The sequence below is a fragment of the Kosmotoga sp. DU53 genome (assembly GCF_001639905.1).
GTDB lineage: Bacteria > Thermotogota > Thermotogae > Petrotogales > Kosmotogaceae > Kosmotoga > Kosmotoga olearia.
In genome coordinates, this window is the sequence record NZ_JGCK01000024.1 from 13313 (window position 1) to 38401 (window position 25089).

A 25089-nucleotide genomic window follows, 5' to 3' on the forward strand; every position below is an offset into this window, starting at 1 on the left:
CATGAAGAAGGCTTTAATGATATAATCAATCATCAGTAAATTGAGGAAATAGTGATGAACTGGATACATTTTATAAAAAGGCAGATTTGATAGTTTGAAGGTAAAAACATGGTTGTTAAACCGTCTTCTGATTCCTGGCTGAGTGTATGAAAAGGCAAAAAGAATCACTTTATGAGAAGATATATAATGTTGTAAGAAAAATTCCCTTCGGAAAAGTAGCTTCATATGGGCAAATAGCTGTAATCGTGGGTTGCTCACCCAGAATGGTTGGTTTTGCGCTTGCTTCTCTGAAGTCTGGCAACGTTCCCTGGCATAGGGTTGTCAACAGCAAGGGGAAAATCAGCCTCAGAGACTCTGAATGGAGAATTATCCAGAGGCAGATGCTTGAAGCTGAAGGAGTTAAATTCAATGAAAAGGGCAAAATCAATTTTAGCGAATTTGGCTGGAATGGAACTGAATCCAGTGACTGACACCCCCTAAGCTGAACTCTGAAGTATCTTTCTTTTCGAGTTTAAATTTTCCCTAAAGATACACTATCGCTCAAGCCATCCGCTTTCATCTTCATCTTTGATCGGCAAGAGTGCCTTTCTGCACTACTATCTTACCGTTGGCTATCACGAGCTCCAGGTTTAGATTTTCAGCGTTAAAAACAAGCAAAGAAGCCGAATAACCTTTCTCGATCTTTCCATAACCAAAACGGTTCAACCCAAGCACAGTAGCTGGAACGGAACACACGGGTTTGATAGCTTCTTCAACGCTGAGACCCTTTTGCAGCAGCTCTTTGAATACTCTTAAAAGTCCATCAACCGGTGCTGCGGTGATTTCAATAAGTTTGCCATCTTCGTCAAATTTGGGAAGGCTTCCGAGACCATCGGAAGAAACACTTATCCGATTGAGATTTCCAAGCTCTGCCCTTAAATTCATGATAATGCTTGACGTATTTTTTCCAGCTGTCAGATCTATGAATCCGTCATTTTCCTTGACCCATTTGATTCCTTCTTCAAGGAGTTTATCGTTTCTTGAAATGTGAGTTGGTATGAAGTGTTTTGGAGGTAGTGAACCGTTTTCGACCGCCTTGAACAGTGGTTTCATCACTTCGGGCGCGTTTCCCATATGGCAAACGACTATTCCTTTTTTACCAGCAAGCATTGCAGCCACTCTCGTATCCATCGCCAAGCGCTGGAGTTCCGCTCCAGAGATATTGCTTCCCCTGTGATCAGAAACCGCTACTTCACCCACACCTATGACTTCGGGTATTAGTACGATGTCTTTAGCAAGGTCACCAGTAATGGTCTTGATTGGGTATCTATATGAACCTGTGAGCACCCATGCACCAAGTCCCCATTCTCTGAAAGCCCTCGCTTTGGCAAGAAGCGAAATGTGATCTCTGGTTATGCTATCAGTACCTAACATTCCAACAACTGCCGTAGTGCCACAGCAGGCAAATTCCTCAGGAGTTCCCTCTCGTGTCCGGGTGCTGAACCCTCCTTCTCCACCTCCACCAATGAGATGAACATGACCATCCACAAAACCAGGCACAGCAAAATGCCTCTTTGAATCAAAATAAAGTGTCTTAAGTTTGTCGATGCCGTCAATTGAAATTTTGTCTGCTATCGCTTCTACTCTGGTCCCACATATCAAAATATCTTTGATTCCTATATATTGAGAAGAATACACTGGCAAATCCTTGAGTAACAACATTTCCATCACTCTCCCAAGTTTTGAAAATTCCCAATTTACTCAAGTTTATCATTTGTCCATCGGTTGAATGGTATGAAAGTGAATCCAAATAAGGGTTATCAAGTAGTTTGCGAACGGGTGAAACCAGTAAATTAAAGCTTACGCAACAAAAGATGTTACAAAAACTTCTAATCGTTCGTAATAAGCTGGAAGAATTTTAAAAGGAATTTTTGAAAAATGATGAAATATGAGATTATATGGTTGTCCGTATTCTATGAATTAAGAGGCAATCGGTAATTTGTTTAGACAAAGGTATGAAAAATCCTGTCCTTACAACATGCAATTTATTTAGCTTCACATATTTACATTTCCAAATATGCATCATTTCATCAAAAACTATTGATTTTTTATAATTTAGCCTTTGAAAAACCGTGAATATACATTACAACGGGGGTGGGGAATTTGATACCTGAAATAACACTTGATATGGTCAGGGTTACTGAAGCTGCCGCTCTGATGGCCAGTTTGTACCTTGGCCGGGGCAACAAAGAAATGGTGGATCAGTATGCGGTTGATGCGATGAGAGGTATCCTCGATCTTATCGACATGCGGGGGACTGTTGTTATTGGTGAAGGCGAAAAAGACAACGCTCCAATGCTTTATCCTGGCGAAAAAGTTGGTAAATGGGGTGATGACGACCCGGAAGTTCTTATAGCGGTTGATCCAATCGACGGTACCAGGCTGGTTGCAGGCGGTCGACCAAATGCAATAAGCGTCATTGCGGCAACGGAAAATGGTGAAATTGCTCCTCTTCCAACCCATTATGTGGATAAACTTGCGGTTGGCAAAGAACTTGCAGGGCATCTCGATATTGAAGCAACTCCCAGAGAAAACCTCAGGATCGCTGCGGCAATACTCGGAGTCAAGGTTTCTGAACTTACGGTTGCTGTGCTTGATAGGGAAAGAAACGCTGAACTCATCGAAGCTATTAGGAGTGTCGGTGCGAGAATTAAACTGATTGATGATGGCGATATAGCAGGAGCAATTTCCACAGCGCTTCCTGAAAGTGGAATAGATATTTACATGGGCGTCGGTGGTTCCCCCGAAGGTGTTTTAGCAGCAGCGGCACTACAGTGTCTTGGGGGAGAAATCCAGGTCAAATGCTGGGCAAGAAATGATGAAGAAATCAAAAAAGTCGAGAAGGCAGGTTTTGATATCAACAAAACATACAGAACCAGAGACCTGATAAACGGTTCCGAGGTTATCTTTTCCGCAACCGGCGTTACCGATGGCTCATTCTTGAAAGGGGTTCGCTTTCACCAGAACCAGGCTGTCACAGATTCAATAGTGATGAGATCCAGCACCAGAACAATCAGAAGAATCATTGCTTACCACGACCTTGAATTCAAAACCATCACGACAAAAACAGAGGGTGAAAAGAAACTCATAAACGGCGCCAATTGGTTCTAAAACAGATATTTACTATCTATATGGAGATACAAAATGCCGTCAAATACACTTTAACAGCTGTTGTAATCTTCTCCGGTGGTTTACAAAATTAAATGCTACATGGTATAATGTAAACCAAGGAGGCGGAGGAAAACATGAGTATCGGAAGCAGAATCAAACAAGCTCGGATAAGAAATAATATGAGTCTAAGAAAACTATCAGAAAAAGTCGGTGTTTCTGCAATGGCCATTTCGAAATATGAAAGAGATGAAGATGTACCAAGTTCAAAAGTGCTCATAAGATTATCAAAAGCCCTCAATGTCAAGGTTGAGTATTTTTTCAGACCAGACCTATTTCCAATAGAGTCACTCTCACAAGTATCTTATAGAAAACATTCCAAATTGGGTAAAAAAATACTGAATGCAATCAAAGAATCTATTAAAGAATGGCTTGAAAGATATATTGAAATTGAAACCATTGTATATGGATCCCCTTGTGTTTTCAAAATACCGAAAATAGACCTCGTGGTTAATGAATACTCAGATATTGAAAAAATAGCACTTGACCTGAGAAATAACTGGGAACTTGGTATGGATCCCATTGACAACATAACTTTAACGTTAGAGGACAAAAATATAAAAATACTTATACTCGACACCGTTGACGGATTTGACGCCTGTACCTTCTGGGTAAACAAAGATATTCCCGTGATAGTAATAAAAAGCAACATCTCGAAAGAAAGACAACGTTTCAACCTTGCACATGAACTAGGACACTTATTATTGAAGATTAATGAAAACCTGGACGAAGAAAAAGTAGCTCACAGATTTGCCGGGGCATTTCTGATTCCTAAAGATATTTTTATTTCGGAAATCGGACCAAAAAGAAAACGAATTGGTATAGAAGAATTGAGAATATTAAAACAAAAATATGGAATCAGCATGCAATCAATTGTAAAACGCGCAAGAGACTTGAATGTTATTAGTCAAAACACTTATAAGCAGATCTTTATTCAATTTAGAACTATGAGAATAAGCAAGAACGAACCCGGAGATACTAAGATAATGGAAACCTCGTCGCGCTTTGAACAACTTGTTTTAAAAGCATTAAGCGAAGAACTGATATCCCAAATGAAAGCAGCCGAGTTACTTGGAGTATCGCTGCAACAGCTACAAAAGGAGCTGTTCAATGAAACAAAAGAACTCTGCTGAAACAATAGTAGTTATAACAGATGCCAATATATTAATAGATCTAAAAAATGCAAATTTAGTCGATGCCTTGCTAAGAACCGAATGACGAGTCATAACAACAGACTTCGTTTTCGAAGAATTGAATCCTTCAACAATAGCCGTAGATTCTTTTGGAATAGAAGTGATAAATCTCTCAGGAGTTGAAATAGCTGAGATATTTGAAATCAGGCAAAATCACAATAGATTATCGATACCAGATATATCTGCACTTATACTGGCCGAGAAAATAGATGGCATTCTTTTAACAGGAGATAAAAGATTAAAATCACTCTGTCTCAAAAGAAATAAAATCGGTGTTCATGGTGTGTTATGGATATTGGATAAACTTGTCAATCTGAAAATAATAGACTCCAATCACGCTATTAAAGCAATTTTCAAAATGAAATTCAAAGGAGCAAGGTTACCAGAAAAGGAATGTCAGGAACTTATTTCAAAATGGAAGGAACTTTGAACGATTAAAGTTGTGGTTCATATGATAAAACAAATCAACATGGCAAAAATCAAAAGGATAATTAAAGTGATCGTTGCTTTTTCTCTGGTAATGATAGGCTTTGCATGGAACTGGGCAGTTGTTTTCTTTGCCCTTCTCGTTCTGAATATAAAAACTTTATATCGTGCCCTGCTGGGGAAACTGCCCCTGGACGTTCCGGATGAGTCATTCTTTGGCCCTGAAAGCCACATTTACAAACGCGAAGGTAATGCAAACCTAAAACTCGATATCTTCTATCCAAAAGAAGGGCTTACGGTGTCGGAAAATTACCCTGTTGTCTTTTTCGCTCACGGTGGAGGCTGGATAAGTGGCTCCAGGCGACAGGCTAACAATATCTCGTGGTGCAGGTACCTGGCATCAAAAGGCTTTGCGGTTGTAAACATTGACTATCGTTTTGGTTATCTCTCCCAAATAGACGATATTCTCAGAGATTACGCGGACGCTTTGAACTTTGTCAGAAAACAGGCAGAAGAATTCAAGCTTGATTCTTCTAGAATAGCGTTGATGGGGCTTTCCGCTGGCGGTCACCTCTCTTTATTTCATGCTGCCTACAATTCCTACTGGAAAAAAGATGAAAATATGGAAGGTATTAAATGTGTGGTAGCATGGTACGCACCCTCAGACTTGATGGATCTATGGGACGACGACGTGGAATCACTCTTTGCCCGTTTTGCCGTTGCCGCTACTCTAAAGGGGTTACCAACAAAGAGCAAGGAAAACTACATCAATTACTCTCCCATAAACTGGGTTTCAGAAAGGATGGTCCCCACTTTCCTCGTTCACGGCAGTGCTGATAAAGTTGTTCCGGTTAAGTCGTCCATCAAACTCTTTAAAAGACTAATGGAGTTTAACGTTCCATCAGTCTTGAAGATTTATAATGGAGCGGACCATGCCTTTGAGTTTGAGCTTAAAACACCTAAAACAATACGTTTTATAGAAGAAACGGTTGAATTTATACGTTCACACGTTTAGCGTTCTAAAAAGGGGAGGATAGCATGAACCCCACCTTTGATTACGAGAAAAGAAAAATAGATTTTTCCAGCGGCTATATATTCAAAGGTAAGCACTACAGGTGTTCCATAATCAAATATCCCTCTTTCTACGAGCATGCCGCTAAAGGGACCGAAATGGTAGAAATCTACCACTTTACGCCAAAGGAAAAACCTGCGGGTTCTATTCTCATTCTTCATGGGTTAGGATCAAGAAACATCCCATTCCTGTTCTGGATGGGAAGCCATTTAGCGAGTGCAGGCCTTCAGTCTTCTGTCATGATCCTGCCCGGCAATTACACCAGAACGGCAGATCATTCAGTGAGTGGAAAAGACTTTTTCTCTACAGACTTAAACCGGCTCATTTCCTTCTGGGAACACGCCGTTGTGGATACAAGAACTACTCTCGACCTGCTCGAACAGGAAGGTGTCTGGCTCGATAATAATTGTGTGCTTGGTTATTGTCTTGGTGGAATGGTTTCAATTATTGTCAATGCCCTTGAGCAAGACAGGATAAAACAGGCAATCCTCATGACTGTTGGTGGCAACATGGCAAGAATTCTGTGGGAATCACCAACCCTGATATTTGCCAGGCGCAAATTTAAAAGCGGAGAGGGAAAAACGGGTTTTTTGAACGACAGAGAGAGACTCATAAGAACTTTCAATGATGATATAAAAAGGTTAAAAAGCTTCTCGAGTGTTCATGATCTCCTGAACTCAGATGTTCACCCTTTGTTCAAAGTTGATCCACTGGCCTACGCTCCCTTTATCCCCGCAGACAAAGTCACCATGATCGAGGCCTTTTTCGACAGAACTCTGCCTAAACAAAGCCGGAAGCTCCTCTGGAAGTTGCTCGGCAAACCCAAAAGATATATCGTTCCAATGGGACATGTTTCCTGGCTTCCTTTTGAATATGCCCTGGGAAAATTCGTTTTAAAGAAAATGGGGATTAAAGAAGCCAAAAAGAGAATGCGCTTGCTCGAATCCACAAAAGTGGAAGAACCAATTGATGACGAGAGTATCAAATGAGATAATAAAACGAGAGCCGAGAGTCCGAGAAAACGAGTGACAAGACTATCTGATCCATGAAGATTCTGGATGAAGGAGCGAATGTGATTATCGGCCATAATCCCCATGTACTGCAGGACTTTGAGTGCTACACAACAGCTGATGGCAGAAAAGGCATCGTTTTCTACTCACTAGGAAACTGGACGACTGCCATGAACCCGGTTTACACAAAGACAACTTCGGTTGTTAAACTATTACTGAGTGAAGAGGAAGAACCACTTGTGGTAAAACCAGGAACTTTAAGGTTCCAAAAGATGTCTAAGCTTTGAATCCATCATTAGTAGTATTTCCGTTAGGGTACAGCATGCTGTACCCTAGTAAAGTCATCCGGGGAGGTGCCCAAATGAAGAAAGTATGTGTTATTTCGATTTTTATTCTGCTTGTTGGAATGCTTTTTGCTCAAACGGATATATCCAATATAACCCTTATGCCTGTTAAGAACGTTTTTGATAACATTCCTTTCAAACCTTTCGGTACGAGAACCACCAATGTTCAGATATTGAACCTAACCGTTCCCGAGTCGAATTCTTATGTGTTCATAATAGAAGGCTGGTGGTTTATCGGAATCTCAGACGTTAAAACCAAATATACTGAAATCAAGATTCAGGGGCCGGGATTCTTTGTGAAAAAAACTTTACCCCTTGTTAAAAGCACTTTCTATCTATCTCTAGAACCACAACTGTTGATTCTACCCAAAACAGCGGAGAAAATCGAAGTTCTTGGTATTGAAGTAGAAATCTTTGATGTTGTGAAAGTTAAGCTACCCTTTAAAACAGTGAAACTTTCTGTCCAGAATATTCGTGAGCCCGGGATATTTCCAGCACACTTTTTAGAAAATGAGCTCTCTCTTACCAATGAAATCAAAAAGGATGAAGACGTTTACCTGGTTGTTTCCGCCGGTGAAATGCCCACAGGTGGTTACTCTCTCAAAATAGAAAGTGTAGAACGATACGAAAATAAAATAGTGGTTACCGCCACCCTCAAAGCGCCGCCAAAAGGGGCTTTCACAACGCAGGTGCTAACCTACCCGACGCAAATCATAAAACTTTCCGGGATAGCCCCCGGATATTATAAGGTGATCTTACGATTGAAAACCATCAAAGACGGTGATGTTACCCTGCAATCCTTCGAGACAGAACTTAAGTACCACTGACGCGGTTTCTGCGGGCAAAAAACTCTAAGCAAACTCTAAGCATTGTCTAAGATTGCTTTAAGTTTCACCTCCTATCATAGAATCGAAGCTTGGTAATCCTAAATCTGGAGGTGAAAGGTATGAAGAAAGGAATTCTTATTACAACGTTGGTGGCGGTTCTTATTGTAAGTGCAAGTATCTTTGCATTCGGTGGCAGATGGAGTCAAACAGATCAAACAGCAGCTTCCCCAAGAGGTGGCTACATGTACAGAACCACACAGGATGATTTTCAGCCCCTACACCAGTACTGCGACGGAACCTGTTTGGACGGTGAAGAGATTACTATCGAAGGAACCATCGTTGACACCACATTTGATTCCACAATGAAGATCATCGTCGAAACCGAAGACGGAGGCACCTACGAAGTTCACACCGGTCCCATCTGGTTATACGACGGTATCGAACTCAAAGTAGGAGCAACTGTCAGTATCGAAGGAAGACTGGTTACGACTGATTCTGGAAGTTATGTCGTAGTGAATGTTATAGACGTAGATGGAAACAAAGTAGTCATTAGAGACGAAGACGGATTCATTAACTGGGCACGAGGCAGAATGAATGACAATGCCCCCATGGGAAGATTTGGAACAGCCCGAACAGCTCCAGGCAGAGCAAGAGGTTCCTTTGGAAAGGCAGCACCCCGCGGCGGTTTCAGAATGAACATGGACACCCAGAACAACTTTGGCCCTGGATACTGCTGGAGATAATTTTAAATCCGAATAACGAAAACGGGAGCATTAGCTCCCGTTTTTTATTTGTGCAATTCCACCGATCAAAAAATTCTGAGGAATTGTCTAATTTCTTTTTAAGATTTACCTCCTATCATAGAGTCGAAGGTTAGCATCAATAACATCATTATGGAGGTGAAAGATATGAAAAAGAGCTTTCTTATCACAACGTTGGTGGCTATTCTCATTGTAAGTGCAAGTATCTTTGCGTTTGGAGGACTCGGAGGACATCAAGCTGATTCTTCTCAGGGTGATTTCCAGCCTCTCCATCAGTACAGTGACACAGATTGTACTTGTACCAACAGTGAGGAAATAACCATCGATGGAACTATCGTTGAAATCAACTTTGACGCTTCCGTAGAAATAACCGTTGAAGCGGAGGACGGAAGTATCTATGTGGTTCACACCGGTCCAATCTGGTCATATGACGGTGTCGAGTTAGAAATTGGAGTAACCGTCAGCATCGAAGGAAAACTTGTTGTTGGCGATTCAGAAAGCTACGTAGTATTGAACAGCATAAATGTTGGTGGAACCGAAGTAGTTCTCAGGGATGAAGACGGAACCGTTGTCTGGGCACAGAAACGAATGGCAGGTAACGCCCCCATGGAAAACATTGGAACCGCACAGGCCAACGTTCAGAGCAGAAATACGGTAAGAACGAGAAGTTATTTTGGAAAGTTAGGTTCTGACAATGGATTCGGAACACCTGAAAATGTCCAGAACGAATTTGGTCCCAAAAACTGCCGTAAATAAGTAACTCAATAATTCTCAGCAGTCAAAGCGGGAGCTAATGCTCCCGCTTTTTATTTGGTAATTCTTGACAAACTAGTTGATTAGTGTTCTAATAAAGTAGAACACTACAACACTTGGAGGAGGTACTTCCAATGAACGAACGTTACTCTACGATTCTAAAAATAGCATTGGCAGCAGCTCTGGGATTGCTAGCAATAGTTGTACCGGTATTCACATTTAAACTACTTCTCGCAACAGTTGGTATCATAATCTTTGCAATAAGCCTGAAAAAATTCAAAACACTTTTTATTACCCTCACGATTATCCTGATTGTGATACCTTTAGTCGTAATTGCAGGAATCAAAGGGCTTACGAACCTAAATTTTTCTTTTCTCAACAACTTATACAGTCAGGGTTTTTTAAAAAACCTGTCCCGTTTTGAAAATTATGACTACGATTACAACCCTGATCTGAAAAACTCAACCAAATATAATGAAATATTGGAACCAGAAATCTTCATTGATGATGCTTCTGATTTAGTTATTAGTAGTGTGGGAGTCATAATAGAAGCCGATCCACGAAGTGACAAAATTCTAATACCTGACGACTTGGAATACTATTACGACAACAACAATGTACTTCACATAAACATGCCAAAAAGCTGGAAAAACAAAACGGCAAGAATCGTGTTAGGCACCAAAAACTTCCACTCTTCAATCAAAATAAACGCGGTTGCGGTAGAAATCCCGGATGGACTTCAAGCTGACACCCTGCAAATTGAAGGTGAGGCTATAAAAATCGATGGTTATATAAACGCCGAAAACATTATACTGCAAGGAGTAGCATGTAGCATCACAGGGGATATAAAAAGCAAGACAATTATATTAAGCGGCATGGTAGCCGTATCGATCAAAAACAAGATGGAAGTTGAGTATTTGACCATCAACAACAGCCAGGCTGTAAATATCAAAACGAGCCTACGTGGAACCTCAAAAATTATTATCAACTCCACAAGCATGAACGCAAAAATAACCTACATGGACACCTGGAAAGGCAAGCGATTTATCAATGCCGATAGTCTTGCAGGTAATCTCAAGCTGTATATCCCGCGCAATAACAACGGGAACCTGGATATAAACACAAGTGGAATTATAAATGTTTCAAAATCCTATTATTGAAAGAAGCGTGGTGACATGCTACGAAAGGTTGACAAACATTCCGGCGTCCCGGCATATATTCAAATCATGAATGACATCAAAAAAGAGATACTATTGGGACGATTGAAAGACGGTGATCGTCTTCCCCCGGTAAGAAAAATGGCTGATATTTTTGGAGTAAATACAAATACAGTGCTTCACTCACTGGAACGCTTACAATTTGAAGGTTTGCTTGAAGCGGAACATGGGGTTGGATATTTTGTGAAAGTTACAAATGAAGTTGGAAAAGAAGCTATTGAGATCATAGAAAGAATGGTAGCAGAACTGAAAGAAAAAGGTATAGATCTCGAGATGGCAAAAGTACTTCTGGAGGAGGTTTGGAAAAATGCTTAAAAAAATAGAAGCCTATTTTATGAAAGAAATGAGCGAAAAAGCTGGTAGAATAGCCGTTTTCTCCTTAGGATTACTCATTCCCAACTACGGATTCAGGATGTTGTTCTTATTTTTACTGGTTACCACCGTTTTGCCTGCAGACATACACAACAAAAGGATTTCAAACCTTCTGGCCTTACCATATTCTCATGGTGAGCTTTTCTGGATTTCACTCCTTTTCCTTGTTGGAATAACCACCTCAACAGAGTTTCTGGGAGCTGCACTTTTTGGACGCGGATTTATTTATACAGGGATAAATTTGTGGAGATCATTGAATTTTATTGGATTTTATTATGCGGTTTCCATGCTCAGTGTAATCGCTGGCCTGGACAACTTTGGAATCCCTTTTCTCATATTTATTCTTGACATTATTATGGGAGGTCTTGGCTCAACTTATGAAAATCCTTATTTCTATATTAGCCCGGTTTACCAGGGAAAATCGCTAGCAGTTACAGGTGTAGCAATAGCTACATTGCTGATCTCCTATCTCATATTTACAAAGAAGGGGGGTCAAAAATGATCGTAGAAATTAAAGGAATAAATAAAAAATTCGGTACAAAGCCTGTACTCAATGACATAAGTTTTTCTGTAAAAGAAGGAGAGATATTTGCTCTGGTCGGACCAAATGGTGCCGGAAAAACCACAACGCTTAGATGCCTTTATGGAGAGTTAAAACCCGAAAGCGGTTCAATAAATGTCTTTGGAAAAGAACTCTGCACTCCGCTCAAAACCGGAATAGCTGTGATGACTGAAGACCGTTTGACTTTCAGGCGATTCAAAGGCGAAGATTATATAAAAATGTGGAAAATGCTGTACCCGAATTGGCAGGATAAAACATTCAACAGTTTCTCCGTACATTACAGATTCAACATGGACCAACCCGTGGAAACCTATTCCATGGGGATGAGAACGCTTTTTAACTTAGCGCTGGTGGTATCGAGCAATGCTGATTTGCTTATACTCGATGAACCCACCCAAAATCTGGATCCCGTAATACGAGAAGAAGTAACCAATATACTGAGAGATTACAGTGTCCAGAAAGGAAAAACCGTGATTATTTCATCCCATGAAATATACGACCTGGAAGAAGTCGCTTCATCTTTTGCGATAATCTTCGAAGGTCATGTCCTTTATACTGATTCCATTGATAGAGCAAAAGAAATCCACAGGATGGTTTCAAGAAACGAGAACATAGATGATGGAGAACTGATCGGTCTGGTAAACGACGAAATTCTCGTAAAAACCGATAAAAACATCGGAAGATACGCTAACTTCAAAGAAATAGTCCTGGGCTACCTTCAAGGGAAGAAAGCATTCTAACCTTTTGAAAACAGCACCTCCGACAATCAGATCAACGATAGCCCTTTTACCCTTTGATAATTTGATCAAAACGCCCTTCATGCAAATAAATTGCTGAAGGGCGTTTTTACTTCCTAAAAACTTATGAAAATAATGGCTTATCAGGCACCTTTTCCTCAGGCGAGCCAGATCAATACCAATGGTTCATCACTTTCTGTCCAGACTACGTGACTCGTATTTGGTGGAATGTAATACGACTCGCCTTTTTTTACCTCGACAGTCTTATCCCCAATCTTAGCAAAACCTTTGCCCTCAATAAAAATCATCGCTTGATGAAATGGATTAGTATCGCCCTCCTGATTCAAACTCTCACCCTTTTTCAACATGTACCAGGCACTTCTGAACCCCGTGGCATAGTACAAACCTATAGCATGTCCACCATGAACAACCCTTGAATGTTCTTCATCCAACAAAACCTTTTCAGGATTATTTCTGTTGAAAAAGTGCATACCAAGATAATTGAATCGGGCAATAGTATCAGGAGTAATCTTTTTATTATTCGAAAATCTCCAGTCCAGAGGCGCTTTCTCCAGATAATTGGCTTTCGCAGCAGCTGTAATTGCGTTGAACTTCCCTTCGTATATCTGGCGCAAAACATCTAGTCTTTACTTGAATAGTCCAACGTTTTCTGTTCACAAAACCGTTCTTTTTTTTCAGTAAGAGTAATTTTATGGGGATCAAGTAGTATAATTTAAATAAAAGTTTATATCACAAGCGTGAAAACTTTTTTTCTTTCTCTTTAGTATTTAAAATTCGGATCAAAAACAATAGAAGTTCCATCTGGCACGACTTTGCGAAAATAACTCATCGTTTCGCTCTAAAACAAAAGCGGGGGGAAATTTTAATGAACAAACTTCCAATGGAGCGCCGATATTTCGAGAAACTCTTTGAAAGCAGCCCTGAAGGGATTGTAATTTGCGATGGGAAAAATCGCATCCTTCGAGCAAACCAGAAGTTCTGTGAAATGTTTGGTTATCAGTGCGATGAAATTATTGGACGTTTAGTGGATGATGTAGTTGCTAAGGATCCGGAATTAAGAGCGGAAGCTGAACAAATAACAAAAATCACTCTCTCTGGAAAAAACATAAGCAACGAAACCATAAGGCAAAGAAAAGACGGAACACGTTTTCCTGTGTCGGTTCTTGGTGCACCTATCTATGATGGCAAAAAAGTTGTCGGGGTAGTTGGTATTTATAGAGATATAACGGAATTAAAAAAATCACAGGAAAAGCTGCTGGAAAGTCTGAGAAAAAACCAGGCTCTCTTAAACGCCATCCCTGATATGATCTTTGTTATCTCAAGAGACGGTACCTATCTGGATTTTAAAGCTGACAGAGAAGACTTACTGGCAATATCCCCTGAAAAACTGATAGGTAAGAATATAAGGGATGCCGGATTTGACAGAAACCACCTTGAGCAGTTATTTAAAGGAATTGAAAAAGCACTGGATACCAATAAAGTACAAACAGTTGAATATTCATTGAAAACCCCTGCAGGCCTCGGTTATTTTGAAGCCAGAATAGTGGCATTGAATGAAAAAGAAGTTTTGATGCTGGTAAGAGATATCACTGAACAAAAAAAGAATCAACTGAGGCTGGAGCGTTTTGCCTTTTTTCATCGTACTCTCACAGAAATGGTTAACGAGATACTCCAGATGGAACTAGACAAAAATCCATATCAAAGGTTTGTGGAACACGCGGTTAAGGCAGTTCCAGGTGCTGAAGCTGGAAGTCTTCTGGTGAAAGATGAAACGGGGGTCTATCGTCTCAGCGCTGCTGTAGGATACAATCTCAAAAAGCTGAAAAAAATCTTTTTCGGCCCGAAAGAACTGGCGCAGGGAAATACAGATAATGTATTGATTGTATCTGATCTCGTTAGTATAAACCAAAATCTCGATCCTGAAAGATTGGAAATCCTGAAAAAGTACGGGCGCATTGATGAAATCAAAACCATGCTTTCCATTCCGGTCAAAATAAATGGTGAACCCGTAGCTTATTTCTGCCTCGACAGTTTTAGTAGCTCAAATGCTTTCGATGAAGATTCCATAGAAATGGCAAAGATATTCAGCCAGCAGGTTGCCGTTCTTTTGAAGAGAATAAAACTAGAGGAGGAGCTTAGAAGACAAAAGAAACAATTGAAATTCCTGTCTGAACACGATCCTTTAACTGATCTGCCAAACCGTCGCTTATTCGCCGAAAGAGTCAAACAGTACATTGCTCTTGCAAAACGGAGAAAGTCACCTTTAAGTATTCTATATCTTGATTTGAATCACTTCAAAGAAGTAAACGATACATTCGGACATGATGTTGGCGATTTGGTTCTCAAAAAAATTACCAAAAGATTCAAATCCTGTTTGAGAGAGAGTGATCTTGTCGCCCGCCTTGGAGGAGACGAGTTTGTATTCGCACTGCCGGACACAGATGCTGAAAATGCGGCAAAGGTAGCTAAACGCATAATTGAAGCTATAGAAAAACCAATAAACATCAGAGGCAAAAGTGTGAAAATCAGTGGAAGTATAGGTGTTGCCGTATTTCCAGACGATGGTGAAAATATCGACCAGCTTCTGAAACATGCCGATATGAATATGTACCGTGATAAAAGATTAAAATGTAATAACGGAGAAGATAGGCACGTAGGAATTCGGGAGAATTCAAATGACAGGAATTGAATCCGTGTTTTTGGTGGTACCTTAAATAATTCCATCATCAAATACTTGTTTTTTATCTATTCCGAGTATTTCGAGATTAACATCATTCTCAGTCCGAAGCTTGTATATTCGAACAGAATCTTCTTCAACTTTTATTATGCGTTTTAGCTGTGATTTCAACGTTTCAAGATTTGCTTTGGTTATTTCGCCTTCAAGTACAGAGTTTTGTACCCAATCTAGATAACGGCGGCAAACTTTCAAGACTCTGTTTACCCGCTTCTCTCCTATGTCGTACACAATCAAAACGTACACTTTAACCTCTCCACGGGATATATTCTTTTTCCCCTGTAATATGTTTTTCTATCTTATAGAGCTCAAGCCTTATGAGATATCTGTATGAGACATTTCTTTTTAACTGTGGGTGTTTAAATGTGGATTTTAGCTTTTCACCTTTGCTGTAGAAACCTACTATACCTATCCTTATTAGCACATACAAACTACATATAGGTGGGATACAAGGCTCATGGAAATCAACGATAATACGGCTCTCCAAACTATGCACTTAGCTAGATGAACCCAGTAAGGAAACTAAAGAACACTTTATGATCAAGGACAAATAAGGTAAACACGGCAAAGTATGCTATCTTACGTGTTGTTAAATAAATTCCTTGAATTCAATTCGGTTTCTGACATTCATATGGTACCCCGCTATCATCGGGACAAATGGAGAAATGCTGTTTCAACGTATTTTTCGGTAGAGTGTTACGAAAACAAACATATTACAGATGGAACTGTAATTTTTGAAATGAGATGCGGCAAGATTTGTATAATAATTGAGTAGTGGTACTTTGTATTAAGGCCTTAGAAAAAATTTCTTTGCACATAGAACTTAAAAAGTTGATGAATATTAATTGTAATTATTGGTATCTGTTTGTTGTGTTTAACTCCATAACTAGTTTACCAGATTTCTATGCCTTTTCGGTAATTTTCTTTATTCTTTCTTCTAAGTGTATAGTTTGAATTAAAGAGCTAAGTGTTTCAGAACTCCTCTACTACTATTTTCTAGACTCCTGTCGATCCCTTGATGATTTTTACTAATCAGGTACTGCGACTGAATAAATTATGATTCGAACTTCCATATGCCTTTTTGACATATCAAAAAGTTAAATGCTTTTTTGAATTTGGTTCCGGGTGTCCAACATATTCTTGCTGCTGAGATTTTTGATCCGAAATTCCCATCTTTTGTATTTGTTTCAAGCCCAACTAAAGGTTCTATATTCCCACATTCGACATAATCATTTATCTGATCATCAGCAAGTACATGAGATATTACCGGGCAAGATTCATGAACTCTTATCACAGGTGCTTTATCATTAAGTTCAACCTCATATATATATTTATTGTTTGACCCATTGCTTCCTGTTGAAGAAGCTTTCTTACACATAAAATAATCTAATTGGCTGGTGTTTTTGCAACTTTTTTGCGATACTCTTACTCTTCCCCAGCCGTAGGTTCTTTCACCGCCCAGTAGAAGCTTTGGTAGTGCCTCTTTCCAATTAAGATTGCAATCATCCCTCTCAAAGATATAACCAAGAAGATATACCTTTTCATTTCTTCTCGTTTTCGGAGCGATATATTCTGCTTCATGCAAGCTGCCATAATCAGCTTTCCTTACTTTTGGATCCAGCGCAGTGGTAACGTAGCTTTGTATATATTTCCATTCAAATTCATCAGGATCTCCCCAAGGAAAAAGGGTTATTTTTTTGTCATCATCTGTAGGATAAAAGTAAGTGAACCTAAGAAACTCGTCAACATCTCTGCCGGTTTTCTCATAATCAAAGTTTCCATCATCTCTTGCCATTCTGGCTGTCAACGCCCCCCAAAGAGTTCTGCCTGGAACATAATATCTAGTTTGTTGAAGATTTCCGATCTTCCTCTTACCTATATGCAGAGGTGAAAGAAGTTCAAAGACAACTTCATACATTTTCCATCTCATTATTCTTTCACCCTCGCTTTGGCTCCATATCGAGCATAGATAAGAGTTCTCTCCCAGAGATCTTTCACAAGGAAAAGAAAATCAGTATTATTACATATCTTTTCATTAACTAGATTTAGTGCATCTTCCGGCGATTGTATTTCCTTGTCCAAATTTCCAAGGTCGATTTGCAAAGCTTTACCTGCTGTACTAAGTAGCTCTTTAACAATTTTATCTGCTGTTTGGTCTTTTTTCTTATCCCGTGCATATAGATAAAGAATACTGGCGTAGACGCCTTCTCCATGAAGAACTAAAAGAGTATCATTAATGAGCTTTTCAAGTTCTTTTGCATCTATCGCATTCAATTTGTTGAGAATTTCATTTCCTGATTTCGCGGCAATGTAATCAAGGTTTTTCATTAATCATCACCGTCCGAAGAGACCAGTTTCATTCTACCGAAGCCCCTTGTGACCATTCCACCTATACCAAGATATTCGATAACTTTGAACCCATCCTCAACAACATCCATGGGTGACTTCCAGTTATTTATAATCTCATTTGTCTTCCCATTTTTCTTAAATTCCATCATTACCTTTTTAAACTTCCCGGGAGAATAATCATCTTGAATAACTGTGGAGTACAACCATGTGGCTCTTGGAATAGCTTCATAAGTGAAGAGAGCACGATCCTCCGCAGCACCTGTTTCTGGATTTATCGCAACAGAAGTTCTTGTTTCAAGATTATCATTGACTATCCGTGTAAATAACTTATCAGAGACTATATAAATCCTATCTTTGACAAGTTTCCAGTCATTGCTTTCTTTCAACCCATCAAAACTGGGCTCTTCAGCATTTATGCCTTCAACATCGATGTATAACCAGCCAATTTTGATTTTTCCCTTTGCAGCATTGCCATTCAAGAGATAAGCCTTTTCTTCATCAAAACAAGGTTTGACATCAATTCCAATTTCACATAATAGATTCTTGGTGGTCACCCACACTGTTCCTTCCGGTGAATAAACTGGGAACAGAATTATTCTTGCATCTGATAAGCTAACCATACCCGCTCTACCCGATTGCTCAGAACCGGAGCCATTTATATAACCAAAGGTATATGATACTGGATTATTTGGATTGCTATTCTTTACTGCTTGTCCAGCAACATCTAGGTTGCCAATAAGCATCGCAGCGTACATTTTTGCAGCCCCTGAAAGGCTTGTTCCTGGGATTATTGGTAAATTTGAACCAGCTTCTCTCACTATTGTGTTATCAACTATCCCCAAATTTGTTCCACCTGTTCCTATATGTATCGGGTCAAGTGTCATGAAAATGAATTTCTTCTTTTTATAAAGTTCATTGTTCATTCTATCACCCCCGTTTTATCCTTTAATATGCTCATGTGAATTTCCAGCACATCAGAGAGCTTCCCATTCACGCAGAAATCAATGATTTTCTTTCTTTCATCGTTGCTGAGCGATGGTTTCCATTTAAGATTGTCAACAACATACTCAACATAAGCTTTGAAGACTTCATCATTATCCTCCAAAGAGCTAGCCCAATCCCTTCGCTTTTTTTCTACAAGGCTGTTCAATTTCTTTATCTGGCTGTTTGAGAGTTTTGTTGAAAGTGTTGCCCATACCATTTCGATATCGTCCAGATCGTCGAGATAATATGGCCGCTGCTTTCTGTTATCCGAACGCCTTTGGACTTTGTTGTTTTTATCGTTATAGCTTATCTCAAACCTCTGGGAAGCCGAAGAAAGGTATTCAAAATCAAAATATGATGGTATGACGAGAATTTCATCACCCATCATGAGTTCTGACACATGAATCAACCACTCTCCAGATGGCCCTTTGAAAGAAAGAGACCTATTTTCAAGTTCAGCTTTTTCATTATTTACAACATAAAAATACGGATACCATATATCTTTTGAACCATCCCCCATCTTTGAAGGGATTTTCCAAATCTGCCCATTTTCAAATGACAATTTGAAATGATCAGGAAATTCATCCGGTTGCTTTGCTAACCTCCAAGTTTCCTGTTTATTATTTAATCGCATAAATCGGCGTCCGGCATCTATAATTGCTGGAAGTGCTGTATGATATCTTGCATACACTATCCCAAGATTCATAGGTAGCCGATTTCTAACTTTGCCCATTTCTTTCTCGTATTTTTTCTTTATCATTTTGGCAACTTCCAGCGCCTTATTTGCCGGAACAAGCACCATGAATCTTTCTGGAGCTTTTGATATCTCTATCACTGGTGAAAAAGAACAAGAATCAATTTCATGATCACAGATTTTTAACTTAGCTAATATTTTTAAAGGATCATCGGCATCATAAAGTTTAATACATTTATCATGGATTTTTCCCCAGACTTTATCCATCAAATCATAATTGTTTTGCTTTTCGCCTAATTGCATCTTTTGCGCAAGCAACTTAAGATTCTCAATAACTATGAGTTTTGCAACTTCGATTTCGCTTTGGACAGTCTTTGTTAAGAATACAGTGAACTTAGTGCCATCAACTTCGGCTTCATAAGCGGAATTTTCATTAAGATGATTAAGATTATTTAATTTGCCTTTGACAATAAGCCTTGCATCTATCGTCCCAACGACTTCTTTTATCTCAGCAAGTGTCTCATCCCAGAACTTACTTGTTGTCTCCCAAACTCTCCGTATCCGGGCAAATGAAGGGTTTTTGGCGCATTCTTGGTAGTGTTTTGAAGTTGGTGGAGTTTCATAATTTAGAGTTCTTATGAAACTCAATTTATCCTCTGTTTCACTTATCCAGTTTGCAATATCAAACTTTGCAGAAATTAGAGCAACTTTTGATGTGGCATCAGCAATTTCATCTATCCATATGGTTGTGTTCTTTTCTTTTAACCATGTTCTTGCTCTACCTTTTATTTTATCTGTCCAGAATTTTGAAACATGCCTGATACTATCATCCTCTGGCCTAAGCCATGATATTCTACATACTTGTTTATTTTGATTTTTCGACCAATAGTAAGCAATCTTTATAGGATCTGCTGGGGAAACTGGCTTTTTACCTATTATTTTGCCTATTGGTGGAAGCTCATCTTTTAGATCTGATTCACCAGGAGGTTTTTGTCCAAACCAGCTTTCGGAAAGTTTGATTTCAGGAGTTATCTCTCCTTCATAACCAATGTTTGCTCTAATGACGTCTTCAAAAGTAACCCCAGAATTGGGCCCAAATGCTGACTTTACATCTGATATTTTGTACTTCAAAATGTCATTAATATCTGGTACTACAAAAATGCTGCCATCGTCGTCTCGATAAACTTCGTTACCCATTGGATATTCTTCTTCTATTAATTTCTTGATTCTATCCAATCCTTCAGTGATCCATTTTTTCCTTGCTAGCAAATCTGAAATAGAAACTGAGTTACTAAAAACTTGTTCGCTATCTATTCTGATCGACAAAAATCTCCATTTTAGATTATTTGCTGTAACTGGTTCATCTCCATTTTCAGCCCTAAGAATTGCTCCCGCGACTGCTGATTTGAACAAGGTCGCAACAAGAAAGGACCAATCTTCAAGAGTAATTTCATTAATAGGGCGACGTGTATCGCCAAGAGCTTTGGAAAAAAGGCTACGTATAATATTTATATCTTCAGATTCAAAAACTTGCTTTTTCTTAAGAAATTTTTCGACCTTTGCTGTGAGATTACTGGTCTTGTTATACTCATACCCAAAAACTGAGCTTATAAAAGTTGAACTACTATTTTGTTTTACTTGGTATTTTTGCTCTTCAAGCAGCGAATTAATTCTTTCTTGAATATCTGATAGCTCTTTATTTATTTGTTTGATTTCTGTCTCATTTCTATTTAACAGTGATTCCAATTTTGGAGGAATAAAGCCTTTTTTTTCTAAAGCCTTTCTTGCATTTTTCTGGTAATTATTCAAATTATTTTGCACACGGTCTCGTTGGTTATGAAGACTCTTTTGCTTTCTTTTTAACTCAGTAAGCTCAGTAGAAGTCCTAGATTCTTCTTTTTCTATATGTGCTGCACCATGCGATCTTCCCAAATATTTAACGAGCAAAGGAAAGTTTTCATTTTTAGCAATGTTTCCAGGTCTACCTTCCTCTATCAATTCAAAAAGATTCGTTTTCTCTTTAAAAGCACCTTGAAAGCAAATATCAAAATTCTTGATAGAATTAAAGAAAAAATCTTTATCAGCATCTATGGAAAGCGTTGGTGAGGATGATTGTTTATCAACGAATTCATCACTACATTTGTACATGTCATGAAGCCAACCAGCAAGCTCTATTTTCAGTAGGTTATCTTTATTATCCTTAAGTATTTTTAGGTCTTTGCTCATGTTATCACCTCAATAATTTTATCGATGCTTTTTTTAATGATTCAAAACTATCAAAGTGCTGTTCCATTAAGCTGCTTTCATCATTCTCATTCATGAGATTTGCAACTTTTTCTTTTAAACCTTTAGTCTCGTGAAACTTGAAAGACTTTGGAAGTGATTTTTTGATTTGTTCTTTATCTTGTTGTGCATTGACTTTAATTAACCCCTCGTTTATTTTTGCAATTCCATACCCGCTTGATGTTTTTGCACCGAATCCATATTTTGTAAACATTGCTTCAAGGCCTTCGATTATCAATCTCAGATCTTCAAGCATCTGTTTCTTCATTTCATCTTGTTCTTTTCCAATAAGATCGAAAGGAACATACAGAAGTGAAAACTTTCCTTTTTCACCGGCGGGAATGCATTCAATGAAGATTGGTTTCGTTCCGGCACGGGTTTTCCTATCATGAGGATTGATTACTTCAAAACTGGATTTGCTAAAGAAAGTTGGGAAAAAGTGAAGTCTACCCTGACGAAATTTGTCCTGCTTTTTTTCCTGCCTTTCATTTCCAAACATGCGATTAATCTGCTCATCGTTTTCTTTCTTTCCTTCCTGCCACAAAGCTGAACGGAAGCAACCCTTCCAGGTAGATCCGGGAATGTAAGGACAACCAAGTACCTTTTCCCGCCTAATTGAGTTTTCGATAATTGTGAAATTCTCATCGTCTTTAGAGATGTATGGCTTTACGAGGCTGAACTCAAATTCAATAATGAATGAGTATAATGGCATTAGGTTTAAACATTTAGTATCGTAACTAAAGCATAAGGAATTTATAAGACTTCTATTTTTGCTATAATTTCTGTTTTTTTTGTGTTCGTTTTTGAGTTCTTCCAGGCAAGGTGTATTTGGATTCAGGTTTTTCAAATACATATATGAGAAAATGATTAGATCATCGACCGATGCTTTTTCTTCATAGTAATTATCCTTTAAGAATTTAGCGAATTGCTGAACCTTTTCTTTAGCTTCTTTGGTTCTTTTAACTTTTAATAATTCACTAATTTTCTCTTTAACGTCTTTCATATCTGCAAAGAACTCCAGGCTCATTTCTTTACCCCCTTTGAACCATCTCTAACAAGACTATTAATGTAATCATTTATATTGCTTAAGCGGCTTTTAGTGTCTCTATCAGAATTGAATTCTCTCCAAGAATTGAGCTTGAATGACCTTGTAGACTTTCCAAATAAATTTTGCCAGTCTTTAACTTCTGCATTTAATAAAAGCTCCTTTAGTCCATTGAGAACTTCTTCACGATTGAAATTACTACACTTTTCATACTGCGGTGGAACCCATCCCCAGATTCGAAATTCCCACAGGTCTTTTTCATCTTTTATTGGTTTATAAGCACCAGATATGTTTATCTTTGAAGCGATATTTCCATCTTTGCTAATAACCCCAAATAGCCACTTTGCTAATTCTCCAGTCTTGCACTTTTGCAACTTCCAAAAGGCCGATCCATTATTATATCTAAGCCAATTCTTGATTGTTGGAGAAATGGGTGCTGAACAATTATCAATCCAGTTCTTAAGCGCCAAACTACTGAACTGTTTAAGACCATTTATTCCTTTCCACCATCCCTTTTCAGTAGTTCTAAAACGAATCTTCGCAAAGAACATTTCCTTTATGTTTGGATAGTTGAATGAATCAATCGTTTTATTGCGCAAGCGTATATCCGATTTCTTCAATTTCTCATCTGAAGATATTTTGGAAATAGATTCTATGAAACGGGCAGTTGAAAGTTCTGTTTTCTCCTCAAAATTAAAAACCCCATATCCGAGTTGCGGTTTTGCTCCTAAAGCTCCACAATTTGCAGCCAGTTTTAGCGGAAGTTGAATTAAAATGCTATTAAAGTCCTCATCTAGTGGCGTAACACTAAGAATATAATCATTTGAATATCCGGAGTTAATGAACCATCCGCCTTTTTTCCCCTTATGTTCTCTACCTGATAATACTTTGAAACTAGCGGATTTATCAGACTCAAACTCAGGATGATATAATGAAACCCTGAATCTTCTCTTGAAACCTGTTGATCCGAATAGAAGACACGCTAAACAATATTCTTTCCTTTGCTTCTTGTTAACTTCACCTGGACACCTTATATTCAAATCTGTAGGATCACAAACATAATATCCAAGTCCCCTTACAATGGCTTCATACCACCACCGGATGCTTCCTATGATTCCTGTTTCGTGTATTCTGTCCATCTTTTCATCTGCTCCGCCTGTCCATAACGGGGTCAATGTTTTGATTTTGAATGTGATTGGCTCATTCCTCACTCTCGATCACCTCTGGTTTTTTATATTATTCCATTGTCTAACACTTGTTTTTTGTGTATTCCTAATATCTCAAGCCTCAACATTTTTCCCGTTCGAATTTTGGAGATTCTGATTGAATCTTCCTCCTTGTTAGTAACCTTGGTAAGTTTCACTTTGAGTTTTTCGAAAACAGCTTTTGTTAATTCTCCTGCATGCACTGAATTTTGAACCCAATCAAGAAATTGCCTGCAAATCTTCAATATCTTGTTTACACGTTTTTCCTTAACATCATAAACAATCAGAATATAATTTCTTATCCTTTCCAGGGAGCGTATACTCTTTCACCGGTGATGTGCTTTTCAATTTTATAGAGCTCAAGCCTTATGAGATATCTGTATGAGACATTTCTTTTTAACTGTGGGTGTTTAAATGTGGATTTTAGCTTTTCATCGTAGGCTCTTACAAAAATCTCCTTACCTTTATCATTCATATATATCCCCTCAAGATGTTTTGCAAAGTGTTTTGCCTGTATCTGTTTTTTGTTTATGAGAGAAAATATGAGCCTATCTACAATAATGGGCTTGAATATCTCCGCAACGTCAAGATTTAATGAGAAACTTCTAAAGTTAGTTGTATGAAGGAATCCTATACGGGGATCAAGGTGCGTTCTGTATATTTCTCCAAGAACCGTTGTATAAAGCATTGTATTACCAAAACTGATAAGCGCATTGATTCTGTTCAACGGAGGTTGCCTTGATCTATTCACAAATTCAAAGCTTTTATTGTCAATAATTTTATCGAAGCATTTATAGTAAAGATCTCTGAAATTACCCTCAATCGCCATTATTTCATCTACTGATGCCATTTCTTCAAGACGGTTCATAAGTTTTTTAAGCTTTTCTATATCCTCTTCCAAATCCTTCCCACGTCTGTTGTAATAAGCCAGAACACTTATCATATTACCCATTGAACCTTTCACAAAGATTCTTGCCAAATTAATTCGCTTAGCCCCATCATTATAGAAATTTGCCTGTTCTAAGACCAGAAAGCCAGAATTCAAGTGTTCGCGTGGATAATACGTTCCAGAGTAGTAATCATAACGATTGAAAAAGTGAATTGGAATCTGCTGTTTTGTAAGAAAATCAAGTACCCTTTTGTTCAGCTCAAGCTCTCCAAAGACACATATAGAATCTGTTTGCTCCACGGGTAGATGAACCTTCTTCCCATCTTCTTTTTCAAAAACAAGCGTATTATTCATTCTCAGTAATTTCCCCGAAGTGAATAGATATAACACTCTCTTCATACATA

At 38.6% G+C, this 25089-nt stretch carries 26 protein-coding genes and 1 pseudogene; 15 read left to right on the top strand and 12 right to left on the bottom strand.

Features of this window, described 5'->3' with window-relative positions:
• Window positions 1-146: 146 nt before the first annotated feature.
• Complete coding sequence (locus DU53_RS03385; RefSeq protein ID WP_063727488.1) at window positions 147-470, top strand: MGMT family protein; 324 nt, start codon at window positions 147-149, stop codon at window positions 468-470.
• Window positions 471-561: 91 nt separating this feature from the next.
• On the opposite strand, the gene iadA is transcribed toward DU53_RS03385, so the two are convergent.
• Window positions 562-1701 (bottom strand): beta-aspartyl-peptidase, encoded by a 1140-nt coding sequence (iadA, locus tag DU53_RS03390; protein ID WP_063727491.1) that lies wholly within the window; start codon window positions 1699-1701, stop codon window positions 562-564.
• A gap of 441 nt (window positions 1702-2142) precedes the next feature.
• Between iadA and glpX the strand changes: the two genes are divergently transcribed.
• From glpX to DU53_RS03455, 13 genes are all read left to right on the top strand, one after another.
• Window positions 2143-3150: a class II fructose-bisphosphatase gene (glpX, locus tag DU53_RS03395; protein ID WP_012745145.1), complete on the top strand. Its 1008-nt coding sequence runs from the start codon at window positions 2143-2145 to the stop codon at window positions 3148-3150.
• 134 nt (window positions 3151-3284) lie between these two features.
• Window positions 3285-4340, top strand: coding sequence for an ImmA/IrrE family metallo-endopeptidase (locus tag DU53_RS03400; RefSeq protein WP_063727493.1), 1056 nt, complete (start codon window positions 3285-3287; stop codon window positions 4338-4340).
• A gap of 118 nt (window positions 4341-4458) precedes the next feature.
• Window positions 4459-4830, top strand: coding sequence for a DUF3368 domain-containing protein (locus tag DU53_RS03405; protein ID WP_063727495.1), 372 nt, complete (start codon window positions 4459-4461; stop codon window positions 4828-4830).
• A gap of 21 nt (window positions 4831-4851) precedes the next feature.
• Window positions 4852-5841, top strand: a complete 990-nt coding sequence (locus DU53_RS03410) for an alpha/beta hydrolase (RefSeq protein WP_082853788.1) — start codon at window positions 4852-4854, stop codon at window positions 5839-5841.
• 23 nt (window positions 5842-5864) lie between these two features.
• Entirely contained in the window at window positions 5865-6887 is a 1023-nt protein-coding gene (locus tag DU53_RS03415; protein WP_012745149.1) for an alpha/beta hydrolase, read from the top strand.
• 56 nt (window positions 6888-6943) lie between these two features.
• Window positions 6944-7195 (top strand): CapA family protein, encoded by a 252-nt coding sequence (locus DU53_RS03420; RefSeq protein WP_063727498.1) that lies wholly within the window; start codon window positions 6944-6946, stop codon window positions 7193-7195.
• A gap of 74 nt (window positions 7196-7269) precedes the next feature.
• Window positions 7270-8079: a protease complex subunit PrcB family protein gene (locus DU53_RS03425; protein WP_012745150.1), complete on the top strand. Its 810-nt coding sequence runs from the start codon at window positions 7270-7272 to the stop codon at window positions 8077-8079.
• Between the two features lie 119 nt (window positions 8080-8198).
• Complete coding sequence (locus DU53_RS03430) at window positions 8199-8822, top strand: hypothetical protein (protein ID WP_063727500.1); 624 nt, start codon at window positions 8199-8201, stop codon at window positions 8820-8822.
• A 165-nt stretch (window positions 8823-8987) separates the two neighbouring features.
• On the top strand, window positions 8988-9596 hold the full coding sequence (locus DU53_RS03435) for a hypothetical protein (RefSeq protein WP_063727502.1): 609 nt from the start codon (window positions 8988-8990) through the stop codon (window positions 9594-9596).
• A gap of 131 nt (window positions 9597-9727) precedes the next feature.
• Complete coding sequence (locus DU53_RS03440; protein ID WP_063727504.1) at window positions 9728-10753, top strand: hypothetical protein; 1026 nt, start codon at window positions 9728-9730, stop codon at window positions 10751-10753.
• 15 nt (window positions 10754-10768) lie between these two features.
• Window positions 10769-11125, top strand: a complete 357-nt coding sequence (locus DU53_RS03445; RefSeq protein ID WP_012745154.1) for a GntR family transcriptional regulator — start codon at window positions 10769-10771, stop codon at window positions 11123-11125.
• The gene (locus DU53_RS03450; protein WP_063727506.1) at window positions 11118-11684 is read left to right on the top strand and encodes a hypothetical protein; all 567 of its coding nucleotides are present in this window, start codon (window positions 11118-11120) and stop codon (window positions 11682-11684) included. The genes DU53_RS03445 and DU53_RS03450 overlap by 8 nt, the downstream gene beginning before the upstream one ends.
• Entirely contained in the window at window positions 11681-12484 is an 804-nt protein-coding gene (locus DU53_RS03455) for an ABC transporter ATP-binding protein (protein WP_063727508.1), read from the top strand. The genes DU53_RS03450 and DU53_RS03455 overlap by 4 nt, the downstream gene beginning before the upstream one ends.
• A 155-nt stretch (window positions 12485-12639) precedes the next feature.
• Here the strand turns inward: DU53_RS03455 and DU53_RS03460 are convergent, their stop codons facing one another.
• Complete coding sequence (locus tag DU53_RS03460; RefSeq protein ID WP_063727510.1) at window positions 12640-13116, bottom strand: cupin domain-containing protein; 477 nt, start codon at window positions 13114-13116, stop codon at window positions 12640-12642.
• A gap of 251 nt (window positions 13117-13367) precedes the next feature.
• Between DU53_RS03460 and DU53_RS03465 the strand changes: the two genes are divergently transcribed.
• A complete protein-coding gene (locus tag DU53_RS03465; protein ID WP_063727512.1) occupies window positions 13368-15191 on the top strand; it encodes a diguanylate cyclase domain-containing protein in 1824 nt (607 codons plus the stop codon).
• Window positions 15192-15212: 21 nt separating this feature from the next.
• On the opposite strand, the gene cas2 (DU53_RS03470) is transcribed toward DU53_RS03465, so the two are convergent.
• From cas2 (DU53_RS03470) to cas1b, 10 genes and pseudogenes are all read right to left on the bottom strand, one after another.
• Complete coding sequence (cas2, locus tag DU53_RS03470) at window positions 15213-15482, bottom strand: CRISPR-associated endonuclease Cas2 (RefSeq protein WP_063727514.1); 270 nt, start codon at window positions 15480-15482, stop codon at window positions 15213-15215.
• A 1-nt stretch (window position 15483) separates the two neighbouring features.
• A pseudogene (locus DU53_RS12115) lies at window positions 15484-15618 on the bottom strand (subtype I-B CRISPR-associated endonuclease Cas1); the annotation flags it as partial.
• Between the two features lie 672 nt (window positions 15619-16290).
• Complete coding sequence (locus DU53_RS03475) at window positions 16291-17166, bottom strand: RAMP superfamily CRISPR-associated protein (protein ID WP_063727516.1); 876 nt, start codon at window positions 17164-17166, stop codon at window positions 16291-16293.
• Window positions 17166-17564, bottom strand: a complete 399-nt coding sequence (locus DU53_RS03480; protein ID WP_063727518.1) for a hypothetical protein — start codon at window positions 17562-17564, stop codon at window positions 17166-17168. The genes DU53_RS03475 and DU53_RS03480 overlap by 1 nt, the downstream gene beginning before the upstream one ends.
• The gene (gene cmr4 / locus DU53_RS03485; protein ID WP_063727521.1) at window positions 17564-18508 is read right to left on the bottom strand and encodes a type III-B CRISPR module RAMP protein Cmr4; all 945 of its coding nucleotides are present in this window, start codon (window positions 18506-18508) and stop codon (window positions 17564-17566) included. The genes DU53_RS03480 and cmr4 overlap by 1 nt, the downstream gene beginning before the upstream one ends.
• Entirely contained in the window at window positions 18505-21489 is a 2985-nt protein-coding gene (locus DU53_RS03490) for a hypothetical protein (protein WP_063727522.1), read from the bottom strand. Before DU53_RS03490 ends, cmr4 begins: the two co-directional genes overlap by 4 nt.
• Before the next feature lie 4 nt (window positions 21490-21493).
• A complete protein-coding gene (locus tag DU53_RS03495; RefSeq protein ID WP_063727524.1) occupies window positions 21494-22573 on the bottom strand; it encodes an RAMP superfamily CRISPR-associated protein in 1080 nt (359 codons plus the stop codon).
• Entirely contained in the window at window positions 22570-23802 is a 1233-nt protein-coding gene (gene cmr1 / locus DU53_RS03500) for a type III-B CRISPR module RAMP protein Cmr1 (protein ID WP_063727526.1), read from the bottom strand. Before cmr1 ends, DU53_RS03495 begins: the two co-directional genes overlap by 4 nt.
• Before the next feature lie 20 nt (window positions 23803-23822).
• Window positions 23823-24116, bottom strand: a complete 294-nt coding sequence (cas2, locus tag DU53_RS03505; protein ID WP_369816069.1) for a CRISPR-associated endonuclease Cas2 — start codon at window positions 24114-24116, stop codon at window positions 23823-23825.
• Window positions 24095-25084: a type I-B CRISPR-associated endonuclease Cas1b gene (gene cas1b / locus DU53_RS03510; RefSeq protein WP_015868051.1), complete on the bottom strand. Its 990-nt coding sequence runs from the start codon at window positions 25082-25084 to the stop codon at window positions 24095-24097. The genes cas2 (DU53_RS03505) and cas1b overlap by 22 nt, the downstream gene beginning before the upstream one ends.
• Window positions 25085-25089 lie beyond the last annotated feature (5 nt).

What these genes read in the sequence shown, in the direction of transcription:
- DU53_RS03435 (WP_063727502.1), top strand. Translation starts at nt 8,988, where the DNA reads ATGAAAAAGAGCTTTCTTATCACAACGTTGGTGGCTATTCTCATTGTA.
- DU53_RS03465 (WP_063727512.1), top strand. Translation starts at nt 13,368, where the DNA reads ATGAACAAACTTCCAATGGAGCGCCGATATTTCGAGAAACTCTTTGAA.
- DU53_RS03385 (WP_063727488.1), top strand. Translation starts at nt 147, where the DNA reads ATGAAAAGGCAAAAAGAATCACTTTATGAGAAGATATATAATGTTGTA.
- DU53_RS03445 (WP_012745154.1), top strand. Translation starts at nt 10,769, where the DNA reads ATGCTACGAAAGGTTGACAAACATTCCGGCGTCCCGGCATATATTCAA.
- DU53_RS03475 (WP_063727516.1), bottom strand. Translation starts at nt 17,166, where the DNA reads ATGAGATGGAAAATGTATGAAGTTGTCTTTGAACTTCTTTCACCTCTG.
- DU53_RS03430 (WP_063727500.1), top strand. Translation starts at nt 8,199, where the DNA reads ATGAAGAAAGGAATTCTTATTACAACGTTGGTGGCGGTTCTTATTGTA.
- DU53_RS03410 (WP_082853788.1), top strand. Translation starts at nt 4,852, where the DNA reads ATGATAAAACAAATCAACATGGCAAAAATCAAAAGGATAATTAAAGTG.
- DU53_RS03455 (WP_063727508.1), top strand. Translation starts at nt 11,681, where the DNA reads ATGATCGTAGAAATTAAAGGAATAAATAAAAAATTCGGTACAAAGCCT.
- DU53_RS03400 (WP_063727493.1), top strand. Translation starts at nt 3,285, where the DNA reads ATGAGTATCGGAAGCAGAATCAAACAAGCTCGGATAAGAAATAATATG.
- cas1b (WP_015868051.1), bottom strand. Translation starts at nt 25,084, where the DNA reads ATGAAGAGAGTGTTATATCTATTCACTTCGGGGAAATTACTGAGAATG.
- DU53_RS03415 (WP_012745149.1), top strand. Translation starts at nt 5,865, where the DNA reads ATGAACCCCACCTTTGATTACGAGAAAAGAAAAATAGATTTTTCCAGC.
- iadA (WP_063727491.1), bottom strand. Translation starts at nt 1,701, where the DNA reads ATGTTGTTACTCAAGGATTTGCCAGTGTATTCTTCTCAATATATAGGA.
- cmr4 (WP_063727521.1), bottom strand. Translation starts at nt 18,508, where the DNA reads ATGAACAATGAACTTTATAAAAAGAAGAAATTCATTTTCATGACACTT.
- DU53_RS03440 (WP_063727504.1), top strand. Translation starts at nt 9,728, where the DNA reads ATGAACGAACGTTACTCTACGATTCTAAAAATAGCATTGGCAGCAGCT.
- DU53_RS03480 (WP_063727518.1), bottom strand. Translation starts at nt 17,564, where the DNA reads ATGAAAAACCTTGATTACATTGCCGCGAAATCAGGAAATGAAATTCTC.
- DU53_RS03420 (WP_063727498.1), top strand. Translation starts at nt 6,944, where the DNA reads ATGAAGATTCTGGATGAAGGAGCGAATGTGATTATCGGCCATAATCCC.
- DU53_RS03450 (WP_063727506.1), top strand. Translation starts at nt 11,118, where the DNA reads ATGCTTAAAAAAATAGAAGCCTATTTTATGAAAGAAATGAGCGAAAAA.
- DU53_RS03490 (WP_063727522.1), bottom strand. Translation starts at nt 21,489, where the DNA reads ATGAGCAAAGACCTAAAAATACTTAAGGATAATAAAGATAACCTACTG.
- DU53_RS03425 (WP_012745150.1), top strand. Translation starts at nt 7,270, where the DNA reads ATGAAGAAAGTATGTGTTATTTCGATTTTTATTCTGCTTGTTGGAATG.
- DU53_RS03495 (WP_063727524.1), bottom strand. Translation starts at nt 22,573, where the DNA reads ATGAGCCTGGAGTTCTTTGCAGATATGAAAGACGTTAAAGAGAAAATT.